Source organism: Agrobacterium sp. DSM 25558, from assembly GCF_900100825.1.
In the GTDB taxonomy this organism is placed as follows: domain Bacteria; phylum Pseudomonadota; class Alphaproteobacteria; order Rhizobiales; family Rhizobiaceae; genus Agrobacterium.
This window is the reverse complement of record NZ_FMUD01000021.1, coordinates 59,763-81,810: the sequence shown is the minus strand read 5'-3', so window position 1 is coordinate 81,810 and position 22,048 is coordinate 59,763. Positions and strand designations below refer to the sequence as shown.

At 56.5% G+C, this 22,048-nt stretch carries 20 protein-coding genes, 1 tRNA gene and 2 pseudogenes; 10 read left to right on the top strand and 13 right to left on the bottom strand.

The window, feature by feature from the left end; translation table 11 throughout:
- Position 1: 1 nt before the first annotated feature.
- From DSM25558_RS17780 to DSM25558_RS17770, 3 genes are all read right to left on the bottom strand, one after another.
- Positions 2 to 181 carry a hypothetical protein gene (locus tag DSM25558_RS17780; protein WP_077106019.1) on the bottom strand — a complete coding sequence of 60 codons (180 nt, stop codon included), beginning with the start codon at positions 179 to 181 and terminating at the stop codon, positions 2 to 4.
- A 235-nt stretch (positions 182 to 416) separates the two neighbouring features.
- Positions 417 to 1,193: a histidinol-phosphatase gene (hisN, locus tag DSM25558_RS17775; protein ID WP_077106037.1), complete on the bottom strand. Its 777-nt coding sequence runs from the start codon at positions 1,191 to 1,193 to the stop codon at positions 417 to 419.
- Between the two features lie 367 nt (positions 1,194 to 1,560).
- Positions 1,561 to 2,445, bottom strand: coding sequence for an N-formylglutamate amidohydrolase (locus tag DSM25558_RS17770; RefSeq protein ID WP_077106018.1), 885 nt, complete (start codon positions 2,443 to 2,445; stop codon positions 1,561 to 1,563).
- A 182-nt stretch (positions 2,446 to 2,627) separates the two neighbouring features.
- Between DSM25558_RS17770 and cpdR the strand changes: the two genes are divergently transcribed.
- Together cpdR and DSM25558_RS17760 are read left to right on the top strand one after the other, a co-directional pair.
- A complete protein-coding gene (cpdR, locus tag DSM25558_RS17765; protein ID WP_027675545.1) occupies positions 2,628 to 2,990 on the top strand; it encodes a cell cycle two-component system response regulator CpdR in 363 nt (120 codons plus the stop codon).
- An 82-nt stretch (positions 2,991 to 3,072) separates the two neighbouring features.
- Positions 3,073 to 3,147, top strand: a tRNA-Val gene (locus DSM25558_RS17760).
- A gap of 418 nt (positions 3,148 to 3,565) precedes the next feature.
- Here DSM25558_RS17760 and DSM25558_RS17750 read toward each other — a convergent pair.
- Positions 3,566 to 3,874 carry a DUF982 domain-containing protein gene (locus tag DSM25558_RS17750; protein ID WP_244554244.1) on the bottom strand — a complete coding sequence of 103 codons (309 nt, stop codon included), beginning with the start codon at positions 3,872 to 3,874 and terminating at the stop codon, positions 3,566 to 3,568.
- A gap of 53 nt (positions 3,875 to 3,927) precedes the next feature.
- Between DSM25558_RS17750 and DSM25558_RS17745 the strand changes: the two genes are divergently transcribed.
- The 4 genes from DSM25558_RS17745 (at position 3,928) to DSM25558_RS17735 (ending at position 6,200) form a co-directional block, all read left to right on the top strand.
- Entirely contained in the window at positions 3,928 to 4,167 is a 240-nt protein-coding gene (locus DSM25558_RS17745; protein ID WP_077106016.1) for a hypothetical protein, read from the top strand.
- A gap of 103 nt (positions 4,168 to 4,270) precedes the next feature.
- The gene (locus DSM25558_RS17740) at positions 4,271 to 5,038 is read left to right on the top strand and encodes a DUF1796 family putative cysteine peptidase (RefSeq protein ID WP_077106015.1); all 768 of its coding nucleotides are present in this window, start codon (positions 4,271 to 4,273) and stop codon (positions 5,036 to 5,038) included.
- 114 nt (positions 5,039 to 5,152) lie between these two features.
- Positions 5,153 to 5,275: a hypothetical protein gene (locus DSM25558_RS29675; protein WP_256387080.1), complete on the top strand. Its 123-nt coding sequence runs from the start codon at positions 5,153 to 5,155 to the stop codon at positions 5,273 to 5,275.
- A gap of 262 nt (positions 5,276 to 5,537) precedes the next feature.
- Positions 5,538 to 6,200, top strand: coding sequence for an outer membrane protein (locus DSM25558_RS17735; protein ID WP_077106014.1), 663 nt, complete (start codon positions 5,538 to 5,540; stop codon positions 6,198 to 6,200).
- 99 nt (positions 6,201 to 6,299) lie between these two features.
- On the opposite strand, the gene DSM25558_RS17730 is transcribed toward DSM25558_RS17735, so the two are convergent.
- The 7 genes from DSM25558_RS17730 to DSM25558_RS17700 all read right to left on the bottom strand — a co-directional run bounded on the left by DSM25558_RS17730 (position 6,300) and on the right by DSM25558_RS17700 (position 14,124).
- A complete protein-coding gene (locus tag DSM25558_RS17730) occupies positions 6,300 to 6,683 on the bottom strand; it encodes an acyl-CoA thioesterase (RefSeq protein ID WP_077106013.1) in 384 nt (127 codons plus the stop codon).
- A gap of 172 nt (positions 6,684 to 6,855) precedes the next feature.
- On the bottom strand, positions 6,856 to 7,320 hold the full coding sequence (locus tag DSM25558_RS17725; RefSeq protein ID WP_077106012.1) for an NfeD family protein: 465 nt from the start codon (positions 7,318 to 7,320) through the stop codon (positions 6,856 to 6,858).
- A gap of 1 nt (position 7,321) precedes the next feature.
- Positions 7,322 to 8,383 (bottom strand): SPFH domain-containing protein, encoded by a 1,062-nt coding sequence (locus DSM25558_RS17720; protein WP_077106011.1) that lies wholly within the window; start codon positions 8,381 to 8,383, stop codon positions 7,322 to 7,324.
- Between the two features lie 44 nt (positions 8,384 to 8,427).
- On the bottom strand, positions 8,428 to 9,462 hold the full coding sequence (gene hemH, locus DSM25558_RS17715; protein WP_077106010.1) for a ferrochelatase: 1,035 nt from the start codon (positions 9,460 to 9,462) through the stop codon (positions 8,428 to 8,430).
- 489 nt (positions 9,463 to 9,951) lie between these two features.
- Positions 9,952 to 11,901, bottom strand: coding sequence for a 5'-nucleotidase C-terminal domain-containing protein (locus DSM25558_RS17710; RefSeq protein WP_077106009.1), 1,950 nt, complete (start codon positions 11,899 to 11,901; stop codon positions 9,952 to 9,954).
- Positions 11,902 to 12,101: 200 nt separating this feature from the next.
- Positions 12,102 to 12,473: an outer membrane lipoprotein Omp10 gene (gene omp10, locus DSM25558_RS17705; RefSeq protein WP_077106008.1), complete on the bottom strand. Its 372-nt coding sequence runs from the start codon at positions 12,471 to 12,473 to the stop codon at positions 12,102 to 12,104.
- 202 nt (positions 12,474 to 12,675) lie between these two features.
- Positions 12,676 to 14,124: a homospermidine synthase gene (locus DSM25558_RS17700; RefSeq protein ID WP_077106007.1), complete on the bottom strand. Its 1,449-nt coding sequence runs from the start codon at positions 14,122 to 14,124 to the stop codon at positions 12,676 to 12,678.
- A gap of 242 nt (positions 14,125 to 14,366) precedes the next feature.
- Here DSM25558_RS17700 and DSM25558_RS17695 point away from each other — a divergent pair, with 242 nt between their 5' ends.
- Entirely contained in the window at positions 14,367 to 15,278 is a 912-nt protein-coding gene (locus DSM25558_RS17695; protein WP_077106035.1) for a sensor domain-containing diguanylate cyclase, read from the top strand.
- A gap of 236 nt (positions 15,279 to 15,514) precedes the next feature.
- On the opposite strand, the gene DSM25558_RS17690 is transcribed toward DSM25558_RS17695, so the two are convergent.
- Positions 15,515 to 16,150: an aminotransferase class IV family protein gene (locus tag DSM25558_RS17690; RefSeq protein WP_077106006.1), complete on the bottom strand. Its 636-nt coding sequence runs from the start codon at positions 16,148 to 16,150 to the stop codon at positions 15,515 to 15,517.
- An 86-nt stretch (positions 16,151 to 16,236) separates the two neighbouring features.
- On the bottom strand, positions 16,237 to 18,081 hold the full coding sequence (locus DSM25558_RS17685; protein WP_077106005.1) for a M3 family oligoendopeptidase: 1,845 nt from the start codon (positions 18,079 to 18,081) through the stop codon (positions 16,237 to 16,239).
- A gap of 169 nt (positions 18,082 to 18,250) precedes the next feature.
- On the opposite strand from DSM25558_RS17685, the pseudogene DSM25558_RS17680 reads away from it, so the two are divergent.
- The 3 genes and pseudogenes from DSM25558_RS17680 to DSM25558_RS17675 all read left to right on the top strand — a co-directional run.
- Positions 18,251 to 19,462 (top strand): annotated as a pseudogene (locus tag DSM25558_RS17680) (sigma-54-dependent transcriptional regulator); the annotation flags it as partial.
- A gap of 150 nt (positions 19,463 to 19,612) precedes the next feature.
- Positions 19,613 to 19,813, top strand: a pseudogene (locus tag DSM25558_RS29840) (helix-turn-helix domain-containing protein); the annotation flags it as partial.
- A 207-nt stretch (positions 19,814 to 20,020) separates the two neighbouring features.
- Positions 20,021 to 21,922, top strand: coding sequence for a peptidoglycan L,D-endopeptidase MepK (locus DSM25558_RS17675; RefSeq protein WP_077106003.1), 1,902 nt, complete (start codon positions 20,021 to 20,023; stop codon positions 21,920 to 21,922).
- Positions 21,923 to 22,048 lie beyond the last annotated feature (126 nt).

The following is a 22,048-nucleotide window of genomic DNA, read 5'->3' as shown; positions in this document are numbered from 1 at the left end:
CCTATGCAGGCCTGATCTCGGCCGCGCTCGTTTCGATGACATGCTGCGGCGATGCTGCTTTGATCAGTCTCAGCGGCGCAATGGTCACCAATAGCACCAGCGCCACGACGGCGACCATAACCACGACCGTCCAGTCGTCGTGTTTTTCCTTAACGGTATTCCCACTCCAGTCATATGCCATAGCGTTCCTCGCATATATCAGTATATGAAAATAAAAGAATTCAACGCCAGAGTGCCGCAGTATGGTTAACCAACGGTTACTTCGTTGTTTCATTCCTTGTATTTTAGGGATGTGCCGTATCGCCAAAGCATGGGGCAGGGTCTTCGGTCGCGCAAAGAACAACCAATGCGCGCGGATACGCTTTAGCGCAAAAGCACTGAGCGATATCTAGAAAAGCTTGAGTGATCGGCGGGTGCTATAGCCCGGAAAGCATGGCCAGCGCTTGGGCGTGGACGGCCTTGCTGCCAGCGGCAAGGATGCGCCCCGCCGCTTCCGGTCTGCCGCCATCCCAATTGGTGATGATACCGCCCGCCTGCTCGATGATGGGAATGAGCGCGCCGACATCATATGGCTTCAGGCCGGACTCGATGACGAGGTCGACATGCCCACCCGCCAGCAGCGCATAGGCGTAACAATCGACACCATAACGGAACAGGCGAACCTTTTCCTCGACCGCGCCATAACGCGCTGCTTCCTCGTTGGTGAAGATATGCGGCGAGGTGGTGAAGAGGATCGCATCCGACAGTGTTTCGCAATTGCGGGTTTTGATCTGCCTGTCTCCACCGGGGCCGAAATACCAAGCATTTTCGCCATCCGCGAAATAACGTTCGCCGGTAAAGGGCTGGTCCATGACGCCCATGACGGCGCGACCGGACGACTGGAAGCCGATGAGAGTTCCCCAGACCGGAAGGCCGGAAATAAAGGCGCGGGTGCCATCGATCGGGTCGATGACCCAGACATGCTCGCCGTCCGTGCCCACGCTGCCGTGTTCTTCACCCAGAATCCCGTGATCGGGAAAACGCTCCGTAATCAGTGCACGAATGGCGGTTTCTGCAGCCTGATCGCCCTCGGTGACGGGGTCGTAACCGCCATCCTGCTTGTTGGCGACGGCGATGCCGGTGCGAAAGCGTGGAAGTGTTTCGGCCTTGGCTGCATCGGCAAGACGAAAGAAGAAATCGCGATCTGGCAGCATCAAGAACCTCGTCGTTCCACAAGCAATTCCTGCAAGAGCGATGTGTGAAAGCCAAACGCTCTGCAACTCCATCAGGACATAACCCGCTTTGCCCGACTTCGTCCACTTGCTATTTGCTGCCCGTCTTAAATGCATTCGAGCGGCCGCGTCGGTCAAATAACATGCAAACAGCGAAAATTTGTACAAATTATAGGCAATAATAAAATTGATTGACAAATAAGCACGATATTCGTAAATTTTGATCACAGTCTTTGACTGTAAATACCCTCCTTGGGTGTTTCCTCCCTAGACTTGACCGCGCTAAGGCGCGGTTTTTTTTGCGCAGACAGCGCCCGCGCTCAGCCTTCACTCAGCGAAATCGAAGTTGCTATTCGGCAGCAAATGCCATGTCGTTTGCGTATTCCGACACGAACATCGAAAGCTGACGCATGAACGTATCCAGCGCGGACTGCACGGCGTAAAATTCGGCCGTCTTCAAAAGCGTCTTCTCATCCACATAGAGCGCGCGGTTGACCTCGATCTGCAGCGCGTGAAGAGAGCGGACCGGGCGACCGTAATGTTCGGTGATGAAACCGCCCGCGTAAGGCTTGTTGTAGACTGCGGTAAAGCCCAGTTCTTCCAGCAGATAAAGCGCGGCTCGGGAGATTTCCGCAGATGCGCTTGTGCCGTACCGGTCTCCGATGATGACGTCGGGGCGTATGTTGGAACCGGCGAGGCGGATGTTGCCCGGCATCGAGTGACAATCGATCAGCACCGCCATGCCGAAGGCGGCGTGCGTGCGCGAGACGAGCTTTCGCAGGCAGGCGTGATACGGCTTGTAGATGTTTTCTATTCGGCTGATGCCCTCGTCCACCGGCAGCCTGTGGGCATAGATATCCATGTTCTCTGCGACGATGCGCGGCACGGTGCCAAGACCGCCTGCCACGCGCATGGAGCCGATATTGGCGTAAGATGGCAGCGGGCCATCGAACATGCGCTGATCGAGCTCGTAGGGCTCGCGGTTGACGTCCAGATAGGCGCGCGGGAAATTGGCTTTGAGGAGCGGCGCGCCGATATCTGTGGCGCTGGAAAACAGCTCGTCGACGAAATGATCTTCGGACCGGCGGATTTCGTAGGCGTTCAAGCGGGATGATTCGAGGAAGGAAACGGGGTAGCAGCGGCCGCTGTGGGGAGAGTTATACACGAACGGAATGCTGTGAACGGCGGGTTCGTGCACTTCGAAGAGTTCGTACTCGCCCGTGACCCAGTCCATTCCGCCCCGTTTACCATGTCATAATTCTGCCAGAAGCTTCATGTTGCCAGTTAAGGCAGAGCAAGTCCATACTGTGCATCAGTCACCCGAGTCATGATTCTACCGTTCACACGATATTTACTGAAAACACGGTATGATCGAGATAAGGTAATCCCAGTAAATCAGAAGTTACGGTCACTTAAATGGTACAGAAAATTCTTCTCGCGGAAGATGACAACGATATGCGCCGCTTTCTCGTGAAGGCGCTGGAGAAAGCCGGTTACAAGGTTTCCTCGTTCGACAACGGCGCAAGCGCCTATGACCGGCTTCGTGAGGAGCCTTTCTCGCTTCTGCTGACGGACATCGTGATGCCTGAGATGGACGGCATCGAGCTCGCGCGCCGCGCCACCGAACTCGACCCCGACCTCAAGGTCATGTTCATCACCGGTTTCGCGGCGGTCGCGCTCAACGCTGATTCGAAGGCACCGAAGGATGCGAAGGTGCTTTCCAAGCCTTTCCACCTGCGTGATCTCGTCGATGAAGTGAACAAACTCCTTGTGGCATAGGGCCTCGCATAAACCTTTCACAAAACTGAAAAAAAGCAGTTGACGCTTCATCCAGTTTCGTGATTTATGCGCCGCAACGGATGGGCGTATAGCTCAGCGGGAGAGCACTACGTTGACATCGTAGGGGTCACAGGTTCAATCCCTGTTACGCCCACCATCCAGTTTCGTTTGAAGGTCTTGCAAGAAATTGCGAGGCCTTTTTGCGTTGTGGTCTCAAGGTTTATGAATCTGCGAAGAGGAGAACTTTTGATGACGGGAACAGTAAGAGGCTCACTGTCGCGGCTGGCAAGATCAAACTAGGTGAGGGCATATTCCTACCCGCTGGGCAATATCCAGTCGTAGCAGAGTACATCGTCATGCACATGCGCGGGAATAGACACGAGCAACTGGCCATGGTGCACCTTTCTCTCACCACACAATATCTAGTCAGCCTAGGCGTCAAAAGAGTCGCTTCATCCCTAACGCAAATTGATATTGACGTTGGGCCGTCCGTTGCTCAAGGCGAAGCTAGGATTTTATAGGCAATGTGATCGGCCCATCTATGAGATAAATGGCCCGAATCGCGCACACGATAATCAATTAAAATCATCGTCGGGAAAAACCGGTAAAGCCGCTTCATGAGCAGTTGCAACAAACGCCGCTCTGAAATCTGCTGCCGTGTCCTTGTCGCTCCCGATCAAAACCGCGTCGCAGACCATCAACGCCGTAACATAGGCATTGCCAATGCTATCGGATGACCATTGGTCGAGCAGGCACAGCGCCAAGCCTGACACCGTCGATAAGATCTCAAAGCTACCCCACTCGATTGTAACGGGTGCTATTGTTTGGTGGGTTTCAGAAGCCATACAGTGATGGAACAATCGCAAATCGCGATCAATGTGCAACCGCAAAAAGCCGGGGGTGGTCTACGACCATTACCCACACAAGGAACCGAGACATGGCTAAAATCAAATTGATCGTTCTCGCAGCCTATAGGAGAGACGACGAAGGCAACATGGTCGAGGCCATGGAGGCAAGACAGATGCCGACTGAAGATCGTGCCATACGTGAAGGGAAATCACTGGCTAGCCAATATGACGGCATCGTGGCCTGGTCGCGTGATGCGGATCCAGACATCGGAGAATATGGCCCTCCGACGATCATCTTTAAGCACGGTGAAATCCCGGACATTGGGTAACAAAACGTCTTAATTCGGACATCCTATATTTTGGTGTTCTTCTGAATATTCTGCACTTGCATATCCGGGTTGAGTTGTAGCATGTGAATTCTCGCGAAAAGGGGTGCATGTGGGACACAAATACATATCGCTAGGTGCGGCATGCAATGCTGCAAATATGATAAAGATCGCAGGATTGAGGAGAACCTCCTATCCTTTCGACTGGTTGCTCAATCTTGAAGACGGATTGACGACCGTTACAGATATTATCAGGGATGATTTTCAGAAAGTCAGCCCATGGGATTGCTACGACGTAGTTTCTCCTCCAGATGCCGAGCGGACCGTTCTTGCCTATAAGCATTATCCTCGCACATTTCACATCCACTCTGATCCATCTTCCAACCGTGAGATTCACGAACAACTAACGCGACGGTTTCAGAGGTTAAAGCGTGCGTTGAGCAGCCGGGATAGTCTGCATTTGATTTACTACCGAAATCTTTCGGCATGCCGCGCGACCAGGCCGGATATAACGCCGGCTGAGGTGGCACAACTGATGCTCTCTGAATGGGGTGAGTTTTTGCGACTTATCAGCCCGTGGAGGCAAGGCGACACCACTGTGCTCCTCGTGTTGGAATGTGACGTCGAAGACGTCGAACAAACAGACCGAGCCATAGATATTATCGAGATTGCTGACCCCAAGGTAGCTTTGAAACGGGCAATTTCTCGCTATGACGATGACGCAGCTTTGTACGACAGATGGCAAAAAGAATGGGCTCACTTGATAATCAACCACACCCGAATGCCAATCTGGTTGCAGGTCCGTTGTCACGCGAAACGTGCGGTTCGATCCATTCGGAAGTCTATCAAATCAAGACTAAGATCCTTATCGTAATGGACCTTGCCTTCGGCGGGGCCTTTACCGCTATGGCGGCGGCTGTGGCAAAGCTCCTGGGCTGGCTAGCCTAGTCCCCGGTGCTGGTCGGTCGCGTTCCACTCGGTCAATCCGATGACGCAAATCCATGATGACATCACGAGTGCGGTACACGGCTCCAGACTGTTGTTTCTGGTCATCGATCTGTCGCTGCTGGTCAACGAATCGCTGATCGTAATTCAGGAACACCCGGTCTAATTCAACGCGCGGTACTTGGGCGTCTCGAACCTCCTTGACCGCCGCCTCAACCATCCAGTTTGGTTTGAAGGTCTTGCAAGAAATTGCGAGGCCTTTTTGCGTTGTGGTGGCAATGTTGCTATGCCCTATTCACCAGCCGTATGGGTTTCGATACCGGCAGACGTCGATCGGTTTCGCAATCTCTTGGCATGTTGCTGCGGCGCTACAGCATTTTTTCATTGGTGGGTTAGGGATGGACATCATCCTAACCAGAGTGCCTGAGATGAAAAACATCGTCGTTGCCGCAGCTTTCATGTTCACCGCTTCAACCGCGATTGCTGCGGATACGGTCTATGTCGTGCCGCAGGAGCCTGTGGTCAATGGGCAGGTGTTCTCATGGACCGGTTTTACTGCCGGTGTGCAGGGCGGATATGCCTGGGACAATCAGGACCTCTCCGGCATCGCGGCAACACCGCTGGGGGCTGACTTCAACGGTGGAATTCTGGGTGGATTTGCGGGCTATAATTATCAGTTGGGCAACAATTGGGTTCTCGGCGTCGAAGGCGATCTGGAAGGCAACTGGGGTGACGGTAATCTCACCATATTGGCTCCTGATCGGTTCGAATACGGCATGGACTGGCAGGGCTCCGTTCGCGCCCGGGCTGGTTATGCCTTCGACCGTGCGTTGGTCTACGGAACCGCTGGCTGGGCCGTCGGTCGTGGCTATCTGGTCGTGCCAGGCTTCCCCAAGGAAAAAGAGACCTTCAACGGCTATACGGTCGGCGCGGGTGTCGACTATGCCTTCACCGACCTGATTTTCGGTCGCATCGAATATCGCTACACCGATTTCGGCGACAAGAATTACGATTTCGGTGCCCTCGGACCTCTCCTGAATGGAGATATCGATCAGCACGCGGTTCGTGTTGGTTTGGGCGTCAAGTTTTAAAAAAGATCGCCAAAGTTATGCGTTGGCGGTCGTGTTAGGCGGGACATTTCCCGCCGACATGCTTGAAAACCGCGACCGCCTTTTAAACGGCAAAGCTGCTTAGGTCGCCACAGCCCTCGGATTACCCGCATCATCCACCGCCACCATGATGAACACGGCTTCCGTGACCTTGTCGCGCGACTGTTCGGAGTAGCGTCGGGTCCAGGCTTCTATTTTGAGAGTGATGGAGGTGCGGCCGACTTTTTCGATGCGGGTGTAGACGCAGAGCGTGTCACCGATTTTGACGGGTTTCTTGAAGACGATTTCGTGGACGGCGACGGTGACTGTGCGGCCACCTGCAACGTCATTGGCGCGCACGAAAGCGGCCAAGTCCATCTGTGACATGACCCATCCGCCGAAAATATCACCTGCCGGGTTTGCGTCGGCTGGCATGGCGAGGGTGCGGAGGGTGAGTTCCATATCTGTGGGCGGCTGTAATTCCATTTTTGAAAACCTTTTCTCTGAATTTACCTGACGATACGCAAGGATGCGTACAGCATAGACAGGGAAATCAGCATTGATTTTCAGGAAGACAAGCGATGCGTCAGCCGCATGTTGTCACCAGCAAGGATGAGAAAATGGCAGGTTTTCGCGCGTTCGATCCCTACCGCGGACCTTAGCTGCCCATATTCTCGACAGTCAGTGTGCGGCCATGTGCTGAGGCTATGCGTACGCGTGTTCCTGCGGGCAGGTCTTCGCCCTGGACGGACCACCATGTGTCATCCAGCCTGATCCGACCCCGACCTTCGGTGATCGGCTCCTGAAGAGTGGCTGTCCGGCCGATGAGGCTGGCTTCGCGCTGGTTGAGGAAAGGCTCGTCGGTGGAGTTGCGGTTCTTATGGTAGTACCGGCGGCCCAGCAGGGCGAAGGCAACCGATATCACCGCAAACAGCAGGAGCTGGACGTGCCAGCTCCACACAGCGGTGTCCCATAGCGCCAGCGATATAGCACCGATCACGAGAGCCGCAGCGCCTATCCAGATCAGGAAGACGCCGGGGGCCAGAAGCTCCGCGGCGAGAAGAATGGCGCCCAGTATCCACCAGCTCCATGGGCCGAGATCGGTGACGAGTCTGGCGATCATCTCATCTCTCCGAGGACGGGCCGAACGGATTGTTGGGGATGGTCACGTTGATGGTCTGGCCTGTCGGGCGACTGGAGGACGGTGGAACGGAGCTGCGCTGTCTTGCTGGCGCAGGTGCATCAGGTGCTGCCGGACCATCGCTGTTCTTGCCGAACACTTCCTTGGCAATGGCACCAATGCCGCCGAGCGAGCCGATCAGCGCAGAAGCTTCCATCGGCATCAGCACGATCTTGGAGTTCTTCGCGGTGCCGATTGCGGCCATGGCTTCGGTGTATTTCTGCGCGATGAAGTAGTTGATGGCGTGAATGTCACCAGCAGCGATGGCTTCCGATACCATGCGGGTGGCATTGGCTTCAGCTTCGGCCAGACGTTCGCGCGCCTCGGCATCGCGGAAAGCTGCTTCGCGCTGGCCTTCAGCTTCGAGAATGGCGGATTGCTTGGCCCCTTCGGCACGCAAAATTTGTGCGTTGCGCGAGCCTTCAGCCTCCAGCACCTGGGCGCGCTTTTCGCGCTCTGCCTTCATCTGACGCGCCATGGAATCCACAAGGTCTTTTGGTGGTGCGATATCCTTGATCTCAATGCGGGTGACCTTGATGCCCCATGGGCCAACGGCTTCATCGACCACGCGCAGCAGACGGTCATTGATGGCATCACGGTTGGAGAGCAGTTCATCCAGATCCATCGAGCCCATGACCGAACGGATGTTGGTCATGGTCAGGTTCTGGATGGCAAATTGCAGATTGGTGATCTGGTAGGCGGCCTGAGCGGCGTTCAGTACCTGATAGAAGGCGACGGCATCGGCTGAAACGCTCGCATTATCCTTGGTGATGACTTCCTGTGTGGGAATATCCAGCACCTGTTCCATGACGTTCAGGCGCGCGCCGACACGCTCGATATAAGGCGTGAGGATGTTGAGGCCGGGCTCCATGGTGCGGGTATAGCGACCGAAGCGCTCCACCGTGTAGCGATAGCCCTGTGGCACGGTTTTGATGCCCGCGAACAGCGTCAGAATGACAAGGCCGACCGCTACAATAACGACGATATCGAAACCACTCAGATCCATCACGGCATTCTCCCAATGCTAAAACGCGGGTTTAGAAGGCTGGCTTATACCCAGCCCTGCAACTCCCGGCGCACAACTTTTTCGAGAACTCTCATACCCTCGGCGCTGTCGTTGAGGCAAGGAATATGTGAAAATTTCTCGCCGCCGTTGTGGTGGAAGCTTTCGGCGGCTTCCTCGGCGATTTCTTCCAGCGTTTCCAGACAGTCGGACACGAAGCCGGGGTTCATCACCGCGATGCGCTTGACGCCCTCGGTTGCGAGCCGCTCGACGGTCTTGTCGGTATAGGGCTGCAACCATTCTTCCGGCCCAAAGCGGGACTGGAAGGTGATGAGGAAGCGATCCTTATCCAGGCCCAGTCTCTCGCGCAGCAGGCGGCCCGTTTTCATGCACTGGCAATGATAGGGATCGCCCTTTTTGAAATAGGATTGCGGGATGCCGTGGAAAGACGCGATGATTTTTTCCGGTTCCCAGTCCAGCGTGGCCAGATGCGATGTGACGGAATTGGCGAGCGCATCGATGTAGGTTTCATCATCGTGATAAGGCGGCACGGTGCGCAGCGCTGGCTGCCACCGCTGTTTCATCAAATGCTCGAACGCCTTGTCGTTGACGGTGGCCGTGGTGGCGGCGGCATATTGCGGGTAGAGGGGGAACAGCAGTATTTTTTCGCAGCCCTGTTCTTTCAGCGCGTCGATGCGCTGGGCGATGCTGGGCGTGCCGTAGCGCATGCCCCAATCGACCACGACATTCGGCAGATCCTTCAACGCTTGTCCGAGAAGATCGCCCTGATTGCGCGTGTAGGTGCGCAGATAGCTTTCGTTCAGCTCGTTGTTCCAGATCGACTGGTACGCCTTGCCGACCTTCTGCGGACGCTTGTTCAGCACGATGCCGTAGAGGATCGGATACCAGAACAGTCGCGACCACTCGATGACGCGCTTGTCGCTCAGAAATTCCGCCAGATAACGGCGCATGGATTTGTAATCGGTACCGTCAGGCGTGCCTAGATTGACCAGGAGAACGCCGACCTTGCCGAAGGTGACGCGAGGGTGGTCTGCGGGAAGTGAAGACATATCAACAGTCATGCAATCGTCCTGAAGTCTGTAAGGGGTGCGCGGGGCTCTACGTCTACGCATGTGTCATGGATCAACTTGTAGAGCATTGATCCGCCAATCTGAATTGATTTTTGATAGAACCTGCGCGGCATTTCAACGCGTCGTGATGGCTGAGTGACATGGTGATATGAGTGTAGCCATCTGAGAGCTGTATGGTGATGCGGCAGAGGTCGGTGTGCGTGGCTCACCCCCCTCTGTCCTGCCGGACATCTCCCCCACAGGTGGGGAGATCGATATGCCGCAACGCCGCAGCCATCTTCAGCGTCTGTGGTTTTAGCGAAGGTCTCTCGCCTTGCCGATCTCCCTCCTTGTGGGGGAGATGTCCGGCAGGACAGAGGGGGGTGAGCCACGTACACTGACCTCTGCTGCAAGCGGCAGTTAAGCTTCCGCGATCAAAAATGAAGTCTTCTATCGAAGCCAGTCCACGCGAGCTGGCTTCGATAGAGTGATTTCAAACAATTACTGTGCTGGCACGTTCAGTTCTTCACCAACTTCGATGTGGTTTGGACGCTTCAGCGCGTTGGCTTCGGCGATCTTCTTCCATTCTAGACCGTTGCCATATTTTTCAGTGGCGATTTTCCACAGTGAGTCACCGCGTGCGACGACATATTTCGCAGCGGTAGCAGCTGTCGTGGTGCTAGCCGCAGGTGCTGGTGTTGCCGGAGCGGATGCCGTTGGAGCGGGGGCGGCTGGCGCTGGAGTTGTCGCGGCCGGTGCCTGTGCCGTTGTCGCTGGTGCGGTGGCCGGTGCAGAAGTGGCCGGTTTGGCGGCTTCCTTAGGTGGCGCAACGTAGTCGGCTGGTGTGACGTCCGCCACGCGGCCATCGAGGTAAGGCTTGTAGGGGCTGTGTGCGCCGATATAGGCGGCGACGGCGTCTTCAAGGCTTGGTCCGAAGTCGTAAGGGTTGATGGCCTTGGTGGCGAAGGTCTTGAAGCCATCACCGCCGGTGCGGGTGTAGTTGTTGGTCACGACGCCATAGGTCTTTTCAGGGTCGAGCTTGACGAAGGCATCGCCTTCTTTGACCTCGACCGAGACGATGCGGCTGCCCGCTGGCTTGGAGCGGTCGAAGCTGTATTTCAGACCTGCGGTCTGGACGAAGCGGCCCGCGCCTTCTTCGATCTGGCCCGCACCATTTTCCAGTGCTGCCAGCAGATCGACACCTTTGATCTGGAAGGTGGCGATGGAGTTCTGGAATGGCAGAACCGTCAGCACTTCACCCATGGTCACAGGACCGGCGTCGATGGAGGCGCGCAGACCACCACCGTTCTGGATGGCGATGGTGATGCCCTGATCCTTCACGCGGTCGAGCAGCGCATCGGACACCAGGTTGCCCATGGTGCATTCCTTGGCGCGGCACACTTCACGAGAGCCGTCGATGGCGGCTTCACTCGTGCCGATTTCCTTCGCTTTTACCGCTTCGAGAGGTGCTGCAAGTTCGGTAACGCGCTTGGTGAAGGCTTCGTCTGGGGTGACGGATGCGTCCAGCAGCTTCGGTGCGCCGCTGGTCGACTTGACGACGCCGTTATCGTCAAAGGTGACCGTTAGGTCGCCGAGATATTTGGAATAGGCATAGGCCGTGACGATCGGCACTTCGACGCCGGATGGGTCCTTGACCAGCGTGGGGTAGGGACCGGCTGCCTTCGGGTCTGTGCTGGAGAGGAGCGTGTGGCTGTGGCCGCCGACGATGACGTCGATACCATCCACCGAGCGCGCGATTTCCTGATCCTTGACGTAGCCGACATGCGAGAGAACGACGATCTTGTTGACGCCCTGATCCTGGATTTCCTTGACGGCACCCTTCAGATATTCGATCTCGTCTTCAAACGTGACCTTGTCGCCGGGGGAGGAGGTTTCGTTGGTGTCCGTGGCCAGCACGGAAACGACGGCAACCTTCTGGCCGCCCATGTCCTTGATGATGTAGCCCTTGAACTTGTCTTTCAGCTCGGAGCCGTCGGCGATCTTGGTGTTGCCGGAGATGATTGGGAATTTCACGGCATTGATGAGCTTGAGCAGTTCAGCCGGGCCGTCATCGAATTCGTGGTTGCCGATAGCCATGGCGTCGAAGCCGATGCCGTTCATGAATTCGGCAACGGGGCCACTCTTATACTGCGTGTAGAACAGCGAGCCCTGAAACTGGTCGCCGGCATCCAGCACGAGAATGTTGGCATTGGCACCCAGTTCGGTGCGGCGGGCATCGATGGCGCTTTTCACACGAGCGATGCCGCCGAAGCATTCCTTCTTGTCGGCTTCTGCCGTGGAGCAGGTGGAGTCGGATTTGTTGATCGCCTCGATACGCGAATGCAGATCGTTGATGTGGAGAATATTGAGTTGGTAATCGGCCAGAGCCGCACCAGCGGAAAGCGAAACGACCGATGCGGTCATCAGGCCAAATCTCAAAATCCTGTTCATCGTTCTATCTCTCCTGTTTAAGCAAAAAGCTGAAGGGCTCGTCCCTGCCATCATAGCTATTCTGAAAATGTGTCAGCCGTTCAAAGGTGATGTTTTCACCTCGCGGCAGCTGCCGCAAGTAGAATTATGACAGAGTTGCACAAATAAAAACGCGCGCTACACGCGCGCGTTGAAATTAAACATGGAGAAGGTGAGGGCTATCAGCCTTGACGCGTCAGTGTGAACTGGCCGTTTGTGTCGGTCGTGCAGTTCAGCTGTCCGCGGGAAATCAGCGCGCAATTGACGCGCGACTGGGTGTTACGCACCAGCGACGTCATATTGATCTCATATAATGTCGGCGAGAGCGTAACATAGGTGCCGGATGCCAGCAGTGTGTTGCTATCCGTGGAGCGGGTGGAGAATGCGCCCGCTTGGAATGTCGAGACGATACCGTTTTTGTCGACCCAGCGACCATCGACGGCCGGGCCCTGTGGCATGGCGGATGCCATGGGGCGTGGGGATGGGGCGGAAGGAGCGCATGAAGAGGCAGCAATTGCGGCCAGAACCAAGGCTGCGCCTGTCTTGAAATTCATCTCTTTCGTCTCCTGCTATGCGTGTCGATCTCGATGAAAAGATCATGGATGGAAGTTGACTTTATTGCAAGCGAACGAAGGTCGCTATGCATGGGTTCCCGGTGGTTTCGACAAAATAGAAAGCGTTGCAAAACTGCACTAGGACGAAAGGCCCCGATCTTGGAAAATCGAGGCCCTCTGTCATTTTCCAGTTTCGGCAAACTCAGCCACGCACGAGAATGTTGCGGAACTGCCATGGGTCGTTCGCGTCGATGTCATCGGGGAACAGGCCGGGCCTGCCATCCAGCGGTGTCCAGTCGGTATAGTGGCCTTCCACGGCACCGAGATAGCGCCGCTGGATACCCAGGCAGCGGCGATAATCCACCTCATCAGCCTCGACGATGCCGGCATGCGGATTTTCCAGAGCCCAAACCATGCCTGATAGCACGGCGGAACTGACCTGAAGTCCGGTGGCGTTCTGCTCCGGGGCAAGTTTGCGCGCTTCTTCCAGTGTCAGGCGCGAGCCGTACCAGTAGGCGTTCTTTTCGTGGCCATAAAGCAGCACGCCGAGTTCATCCGAACCGTCGGTCAACTCGTCTTCCGTCAGAACATGCTGAACGGGTTGGGCCGTGCCGCCATTTCCGAACATTTCATACAGCGACAGCACGGCGTCGTTGCAGGGATGGTAGGCATAGTGGCAGGTGGGGCGGAAATCGATATGGCCGCGCTTGTCGCGCACGGTGAAATAATCCGAAATCGATATCGCCTCGTTGTGCGTCACCAGCAGACCGTACTGGGCTCCCAGCGTGGGGCACCATGTGCGCACGCGGGTTGTGGCACCCGGCTGGTCGAGGAAGATGGCGGCTTTGCTGCCCTTTTTCTGCTTCTTCGCGTTTTTCGGCATCCACTTTTCATGGCTGCCCCAGCCCAGTTCCGCCGGTTGCATGCCTTCGGCAATGAAGCCTTCGACGGACCAGGTGTTCCAGAATGTGTTGAAGGGCTTGGGTTCCTTGGCGCGCTGCGTATCGCGCTCGGCAATGTGGACGCCCTTGACGCCGAGTGTCTGCATCAGCCGTGCCCAACCTTCACGGTCGTTGGCCGCCGGTTCTTCGAATTCGAGGCCTGTGTCTTTGGCCAGATTGACCAGCGCCTGTTTGACGAACCACGAGACCATGCCGGGATTTGCACCGCAGGTGGAAACCGCGGTCGTGCCGCCGGCGCGCTTGGCCTTTTCCTTCAGCATCGTTTCGCGCAGCGTATAATTCGTGCGGGCGGAATTGTCCGCATCCGTATCGAAATAAAAGCCCGGCCATGGCTCTACCACCGTGTCGATGTAGAGCATTCCATATTTGCGGCAGAGTTTCATCAGATCGACTGAGGAGGCATCGACCGAGAGGTTGACGCAAAAGCCTTGGCCCTCGACGCCCTTGACCAGAGGCTTCATCACATCCTTGTAGTTTTCCTTGGTCAGATGTGTGCGGATATGGCGGATGTTGCGGCTTTGCAGATAGTCGGCGATGTCTTCTCGCGGATCGATGACGACCAGCCGCGACATATCGAATTTGAAATGCCGTTCTATCAACGGAAGCGTACCGCGCCCGATTGAGCCGAAACCGATCATGATGATGGGACCGGTAATTTCGCCGTAAATCGGGTGTTCAACATCCGTCATTCTAAATTTCCTCTTTAAATGCAATGTCTAAGCTAGATGATTAGACTGTAACAATAAAGGGTAGCCGGATGACGGGCGTATGAAGACTGCGAGAAAGGTAAACCGATCAGCGCCGGTTTCTCATGAAATCATCGATATAGCTTCGCACTACGCATTTTTTGGCCATCAATTATACTGAGACCGGGTACAGGTGTTTTCAACTTCGATAGAGGGCAATTATTGTGCGTCAGGAGACTGCCAATTTGGATAGTCTGATTGAGCGCGTCATCGCGCTACAGGATATGACGCCTGTTTTTATTGCCCTTTACGATACGGAAGACAGGCTTCGCCACGCCAACCGCTCTTTTCGTGAAGCCTTCCATGTAAAAAGTGACGTTTTTCCCACTTGGGGGGAACTGCTGCGGGCGAATTATTGCGACAAAAAAGGCCTCATCATCACCACCGATGATTTCGGAGCATGGCTTTTGTCGGCACAATCGCGCAGAGGCAAGCTGCCGTTTCGGGGACTGGAGCTGGATCTGCATGATGGTCGCTGGATCTGGATGACGGAAACCGTGCAGGAAGACGGCTGGATGCTGTGCGTCGGCAGCGATATTACGGAACTGAAACAACAGAACCAGCGGAGCCTGCGTCAGGATCGCGACCTTGCGATGCGCGCTGCCCAGACCGACGAATTGACCGGAACCGCCAATCGCCGTTTTGTTTTCGCCAAGCTGGGTGTTCAGATCGATAACGTCCAGAAGGGCATTGAAAGTCCCTTTGGCCTGTGCGTGATGGACATCGATTTCTTCAAAGGAATCAACGACCGTTTCGGCCATCAGGGCGGCGATGTGGTCTTGCGTGATTTCGTCAAAATCGCCCATTCCACGATCCGTCGTTCCGATTGCTTCGGGCGCGTCGGCGGCGAAGAATTCATGCTCATCATGCCGCGTACGATATTGTCGGAGTGCGTTGGCATCGTGGAGCGGCTGTTAAAGAATGTCAGCGCTTCCAGTCCCTTCCCGGGGGTGGACGATTTTTCCTATGGCTGTTCCGCAGGACTTGCGCTTTATCAACCGGGTGAAAGCGGCAGCGACCTCTATCAACGCGCCGACCGCGCACTTTACGCGGCCAAGCAGAAGGGCCGCGCGCGGGTGGAGTGGTTGTTGGAGTAGGTGGTGGTCGGCTTAGCGATTACATATTAGAGGACGGTGGGTGTGGCTTACCCCCCTCTGTCCTGCCGGACATCCCCTCAAGGGGGGAGATCGACTCGTGGTTAGCTCTCGATTAAATTGAGCCTTTCAAGAGATTAGTGAGCGTGCGCCCAGCCAATCTCCCCACCTGAGGGGGAGATGCCCGGCAGGGCAGAGGGGGGTGAGCCCCACCCGCCGTCGCCCCATAAGAGCCGAATTCAAACCAGTTCCGCCGCCACCAGTCCATGCAGCGAGTTGCCCACAAACAGCTTGCGACCTTTCAGATCATCCGGCCTGAGTGCCTGCCCACGTGCCCTACGTTCCCGAATGAGATCGGCGCGCAAGACGCCCGGCAGAATGCCGCTGTCGAGTGGCGGGGTCAGCAATTGCCCTTCCGCGCCCTCCACGAAAATGCTCGTGGTGGAGCCTTCGCAGATTTCTCCGCGCTCGTTCAAAAGCAGAACCTCATCCGCGTCCTTGGTCGAAAATTCGGCGCGGGCGGCATCGTAGGGTTCGCGGCGGGATGATTTGTGGCGGTAGAAGGTATCAGCGGAATCGAGGCGGGTCTTTTGCGCAATCCGGACGCGCCAGATAGCGTCGGCTTGCAAGGGCACGAAGGGTTCAGCAGCAATATCAAGCTCGCCCTTGTAGTTCATGACAACCCGCACGGTTAGCGGTGCGTTGCCACAAACGGCCGCGTTGAGCGCTTTGACTGTGTCCGCGGGTGCGCGAAAGCCCAGCGCATCGGCAGAGCGTAGCAGACGGCGCAGATGCTGCTCCAGCCGCCGAAAACCGGTGTCGGGTTCCCAGCGCAGCGTTTCCCTCAAGGTCAGGTCAGCCGGTTTGCGTTTCATAATCTGCGTCCGTGATGCGATTTACGTAAGGTAAGGCATAAAAACCGACGAAGCTTGTCCGAAATGGGTGCTTCGTCGGTTTCTCCCTACTCTTTGTCCAGCGCTTCCAGCTCGTCTATCAAGCCTTCGATCATCGAAAGACCCTTGTTCCAGAAGGACGGATCGGTGGCATCGAGGCCGAAGGGCTTCAAGAGCTCGGAATGGTGTTTGGTGCCGCCAGCCTTCAGAAGCTCGAAATATTTGTCCTGAAAGCCTGTGTCGGCTTGTCTGTAAACCGCATAGAGCGAGTTCACGAGGCAATCGCCAAACGCGTAGGCATAGACATAGAAGGGCGAATGGATGAAGTGGGGAACGTAGGTCCACCAGTTTTCATAGCCTTCGGAAATCTTGATGGCCGGTCCAAGACTTTCCTCTTGCACGGAAAGCCAGAGCTCGCCGATCTGTTCGGCGGTCAGTTCACCCTCCTTGCGGGCGGTGTGGACCTTACGTTCGAACTCGTAAAACGCAATCTGGCGCACGACCGTGTTGATCATGTCCTCCACCTTGCGCGCCAGCATGTCCTTGCGTTCTCGTTTGTCTTTCGTGCCATCCAGCAGCTTGCGGAAGGTCAGCATTTCACCGAAGACCGATGCCGTTTCGGCAAGCGTCAGCGGCGTGGCGCACATCAAGGCACCCTGTCCACCGGCCAAGACCTGGTGCACGCCGTGGCCTAGCTCATGCGCCAGCGTCATCACGTCACGCGGTTTGCCGAGGTAGTTGACCAGCACATAGGGGTGCGCGGATGGCACGGTGGGATGGGCGAAAGCGCCGGGAGCCTTGCCGGGGCGGGCAGGGGCGTCGATCCATTCTTCATCGAAAAAGCGACGGGCAATGTCGGCCATTTCAGGCGCAAAGTCGCCATAGGCGGACAGCACCGTTTCCTTGGCATCTTCCCAGGGAATGATGGCGTTGGAACTATCGGGCAGGGGCGCGTTGCGATCCCAATAGTTCATCTGCTCCATTCCGAGCCATTTTGCCTTCATCTTATAATAACGATGCGACAGGCGTGGATAGGCGTCGGTTACGGCCTTCGCCAGCGCGTCGACCACTTCCCGCTCGACACGGTTTGCCAGATGGCGGCTATCGGCGATGTCTTCGAAATTGCGCCAGCGATCGGCAATTTCTCTGTCCTTGGACAGCGTGTTGGTAATGAGCGTGAAGACGCGCAGATTGTCCTTGAAGGTTGCGCTCAGCGCCTCAGCCGCCTTTTTGCGAATTTCCGGGTCGGGCTCCTGAAGCAGGTTGAGGGTGCGTTCCAGAGCGAGGCTTTCACCATCCACGATGAAGCGCAGGTCCGACATGGTTTCATCGAACAGGCGGTTGAAGGCGGCGGCACTGGTCATCGATTTTTCGAGAAACAGCTGTTCCAGCTTGTCGTCCAGTTGGTGCGGCTTGTCCTTGCGCAAATCCACCAGCCACGGTTTGTAATGGCCAGCCAGCGGATCATTTGAGATGGCAGCGTCGATGGTCGCGTCATCGATGCGGTTGAGTTCCAGCGCGAAGAACAGCAGGTGCGACGACATATCTGTCAGCTTCGCCTGCGCATCGCCGTAAAGCTTGCCGTTGGCGGGATTGGATGTGTCGGAAAAATATGTAAGCCCGGCGAACGAGCCGATGCGGCCGAGAAGATCGTCCAGCGCTTCATATTCCTTCAGCGCAGCACCGAGACCCTCGTTGCCGGAAAGCTTTGCCGCCGCCTCAAGCTTGCCCTTCCACTTTGCCTCAAACGCCTTCGCATCGCTGGCGGCCTTTGCCAGCGCGCTTTTGTATTCCGGTGAATCTGCGGATGCATAGAGATCGGAAAGTTTCCATGTCGGGAGGTCGCCGAGGGCTGCACTTGCTGCTTCTGCGGTGGAAAAAGCGGGCAGCGGGATCGATGTCTTGAAGGTCATTCTTGGTTTCCTCTTTATCTCTGCACCAAAGCATATGGGCGCCACTGTTTCCCGTGGCAATGCATAAAATGCAAGCTAATCTCAAAACCCGATGTTCAAGCCTTCCATGTCACATTCGGTTCAAAGGCCTGCATGAAGCAGGTCCATAAACCGGAAACCGGAGCCTGACATGACAGCGCAAGTACTCGTTATCGATGACGATCCAGTTCAGCGCCGCCTGCTTAAACAAGCGGTGGAGCGTTATGGACATCAGCCAATCCTTGCTGAAAACGGCCGGGTAGGGTTGGAGCTTTTGAAACAGCACAGTGGCGATATCAGCGTTATCGTTCTTGATCTCATGATGCCGGAGATGGACGGTCTGTCCTTTCTCAAGGCCGTCGGGGAACTGGGAACCGATGTGCCTGTCATCGTGCAGACGGGGCAGGGCGGCATTGATACCGTGGTGCAGGCCATGCGCGCCGGTGCCTTCGATTTCGTGGTCAAGCCCGTATCGCCGGAACGCATTGGGTCAGCCATCGCCAATGCGCTGAAGCTCGATCAGCGTGAAGCCAAGGCCCGCACCGGCAAGCGCTCGCGCAATCAGGCTGTGAATTTTACCGATATCGTATCCGCCAGCCCAGCCATGCTGCGTGTCATCGAACTGGCGCAGCGTGCAGCGCAGTCCAATATTCCTGTCGTGCTGGAAGGCGAGTCAGGCGTCGGCAAGGAAATGATCGCCCGCGCCATTCAGTCCGGCAGCGACCGTGCTGGTAAGCCTTTCATCACCGTCAATTGCGGTGCCATTCCGCACAATCTGGTGGAAAGCATTCTTTTCGGCCATGAAAAGGGTGCCTTCACGGGTGCCACGGAAAAGCACATCGGCAAATTCATGGAAGCCGATGGCGGCACCTTGTTCCTGGATGAGATCGGCGATCTGCCGCTGGAAGTGCAGGTCAAGCTTTTGCGCGCCGTACAGCAGGGAGAAATCGAAACCGTTGGGTCGGCCCGCGTCCAGAAGGTCAATGTGCGGCTGATATCGGCCACCAACAAGGACCTGATCGAAGAGGTGAAGGAAGGCCGCTTCCGCGAAGACCTTTATTATCGCCTCAACGTGTTCCCCATTACCATTCCGGCCTTGCGCCGCCGTAAGGAAGACATTCCTTATCTCGCCCGCGTGTTTGCCGAGCGTTTTTCTGTCGAGCAGAAATTGCCGCATTCGCTGAGCGTCAGTGCCGGAGCGATTGCCCTGCTGACCGCCTATGACTGGCCGGGCAATATCCGCCAGCTCGAAAATGCGGTTTTCCGCTCTGTGGTTCTGGCCCAGGGGGATGAACTCACCGAAGCCGATTTCCCTCAGATCGCGCTGCAAGTACCGGAGTTTGCGGGTGAGGTCGGCGACCACGACGTTCCGCATCGCCCGACAGAGCGTTCGCTTCTCGTTGCGCCACCGCCGGCAGACGCCAGAACCAACGCTGCCGAAATCATGTCTGTGATGGAAGCGATGGCGACGGATGAAGACCGTTCTTCGTCAGCCGTCTTTCCGGGTGGCAGCCTGATTGCCAGCACGGACAATAGCGGCGATGTGCGCAAGATAGCCGATATCGAAGAGGAACTGATCCGGTTTGCCCTGCGATTCTATCGTGGTCAGATGAGCCAGGTTGCCCGTAAACTCGGCATCGGACGCTCCACACTATACCGTAAGTTGAAAGATTATGGCATTGATCCTGATAATCCGCTGCGTGACGCCGCTTAACCGCGGCGGAGCCTTCTTAGATTAGCAAATGCAATATTTGTTAACTCCTGGGCAAGGATATTCACTTACGGTCTATAAACCTCTTGTTAGTATCGCATTCACTATATAGAGGATGAATGTCCATGTGTGGCAAAATTGCCATCGTGTGACCGTATTTGAGGTTCATGTGGGGCAATGTGACGAATTGTCTGCCAGGCGGGGATCAAATTGCCTAATCTGCATCGGAATATCGCGCTCTCGGGCAAGATAGCGCGCGGCTTGATCAAAACGATCTGCACGAAGCTGTCGGCACGCGTGGTGACATGCATGTGCATCATGATGGCTGCTCTGCCCGCTCTTGGCGTTTCGGCGACGGAAGCTGCCGCCGAAACACGCAGTCTCAAGCTCTATTATATCCATACCAAAGAAAAAGCCGTCATCACGTTCAAGAGAAACGGCAAGTACGACCAGAAGGGTCTCCAGGAGCTGAACCGCTTCCTGCGCGACTGGCGTCGTAACCAGCCGACGAAGATGGACCCGCGCCTGTTCGATCTGGTGTGGGAAGTCTATCGTCGCTCCGGCGGCACAGACTATATCAATGTGGTCTCGGCTTTCCGTTCGCCTGAGACAAACGGCATGCTGCGTTCGCGCACCAAGGGTGTCGCCAAGAGCAGCCAGCATACGCTTGGCAAGGCCATGGATTTCTACATCCCCGGCGTCAAGCTTGCCCGCCTGCGCGAAATCGCTATGCAGATGCAGATCGGCGGCGTTGGCTTCTATCCGACGTCCGGTTCTCCGTTCGTGCATCTTGACGTTGGCAATGTGCGTGCCTGGCCACGCATGAGCCGTCAGGAACTCGTTCGTATTTTCCCGCAGGGCAACACCATTCACCTTCCAGCCGATGGCAAGCCATTGCCGGGCTATGAGCAGGCGATGGTCGATTACAAGAGACGCGTAAGCTCTTCGTCCGTTCAGGTTGCCAGCACCGCAGGTGCAGGCCCGGCCGGTTCTTCATCTGGTGGCAAGCGCAAGACGCTGCTGGCCGCGCTCTTTGGTGGCGGGGATGAGGATGAAGATGCCGAAAGCATTGCAACGCCGCAGCCCGCATCGCGCTCTTCGGCTCCAGCGCCGGTGGCTCAGGAAGCTGACGAGGAAGCACCCGCTGCGTCGGTTGCCGTTGCATCCGCAACGCAGGCTCCAGCGGTTGCTGACGCACCGTTGCCAACAGCCCGTCCGGCATTCCGCAATGACGCAGGTCAGACTGGTCTTGCCACGGCACTTTATTCGCCAAACCGCAATGCTGCGCAGGACGCGCTTCAGGCTGCAACGCTGCCGACCCCGACAGCCGCACCGGCTGAGCAGCAATTTGCCGACTTGGCGCAATATTCCATTCCTGTGCCGACCCTGCTTGGGCCGCGCCGCATGAAGGGTGATGCCGATGGCTCCGTGATGACTGCATCGCTTGGTTCTGAAGATATGCCTGGTGACGTATTGGCCGCGCATGTTCCGGTGCCGGCAAATCGCCCGGCTGTCGCAGAAGCGCTTCTCGCTTCCGCCAATGCCAATGTGGACGGTCAGGAAGACGAAGCCGATACACAGCAGGCGAGCCTTTCGCCGGTTGTCGTCGCGGCGCTTGAACAAAGCGGTCAGGACGCTCGCTCCGCCATTACGGCGACGGCAATGCCAAGTGCAGCGCAGTTCCCTGCTGCGATCAACCGCACGGCTTCCGCGCAGCCTTCCGCCAAGCCTCTTCAGGTGGCGAAGGCCGAGCCAGCGGCTGCAACCCGCGACGAGCAGGCTTACGGCGATGCCTTCGACGTGAAGCCCCGTGGCAACAATAGCGGTCTCACCGCTGGTCTGCCCACCAAGGGTGCGCGCCCAAGCAAGCAGGACGCTGCCGTCTCTGAAAAAGCCATGGTCAGCGGTGGACGTCTGACGCAGGAAGCCATTTCGGATTGGGCGCTGAGCCAGGACAAGGGTGTCACGGGCCGTGCGGTCAAGGCTCCACGCGTCGTCAACAACCGGATGCTAAGCCACGACATGTCTGCATCTGCGGCGACCGCAAGCTTCCGCCCAGGCGCTGCTGCCATCGACTCCAGCCGCTTCAGCACACCGTTCAAGATGCCTTGAGGCAGGGTCTGAGAGTGTTCTGAATTTTCCATTGCCGCCCCATTATCCTCTGAAGATGATGGGGCGGTTTTGTTTAAATTGCGTAAGGGTTGCATCTTTTTACGGCCTAATGCTTTAAGGCGAGCT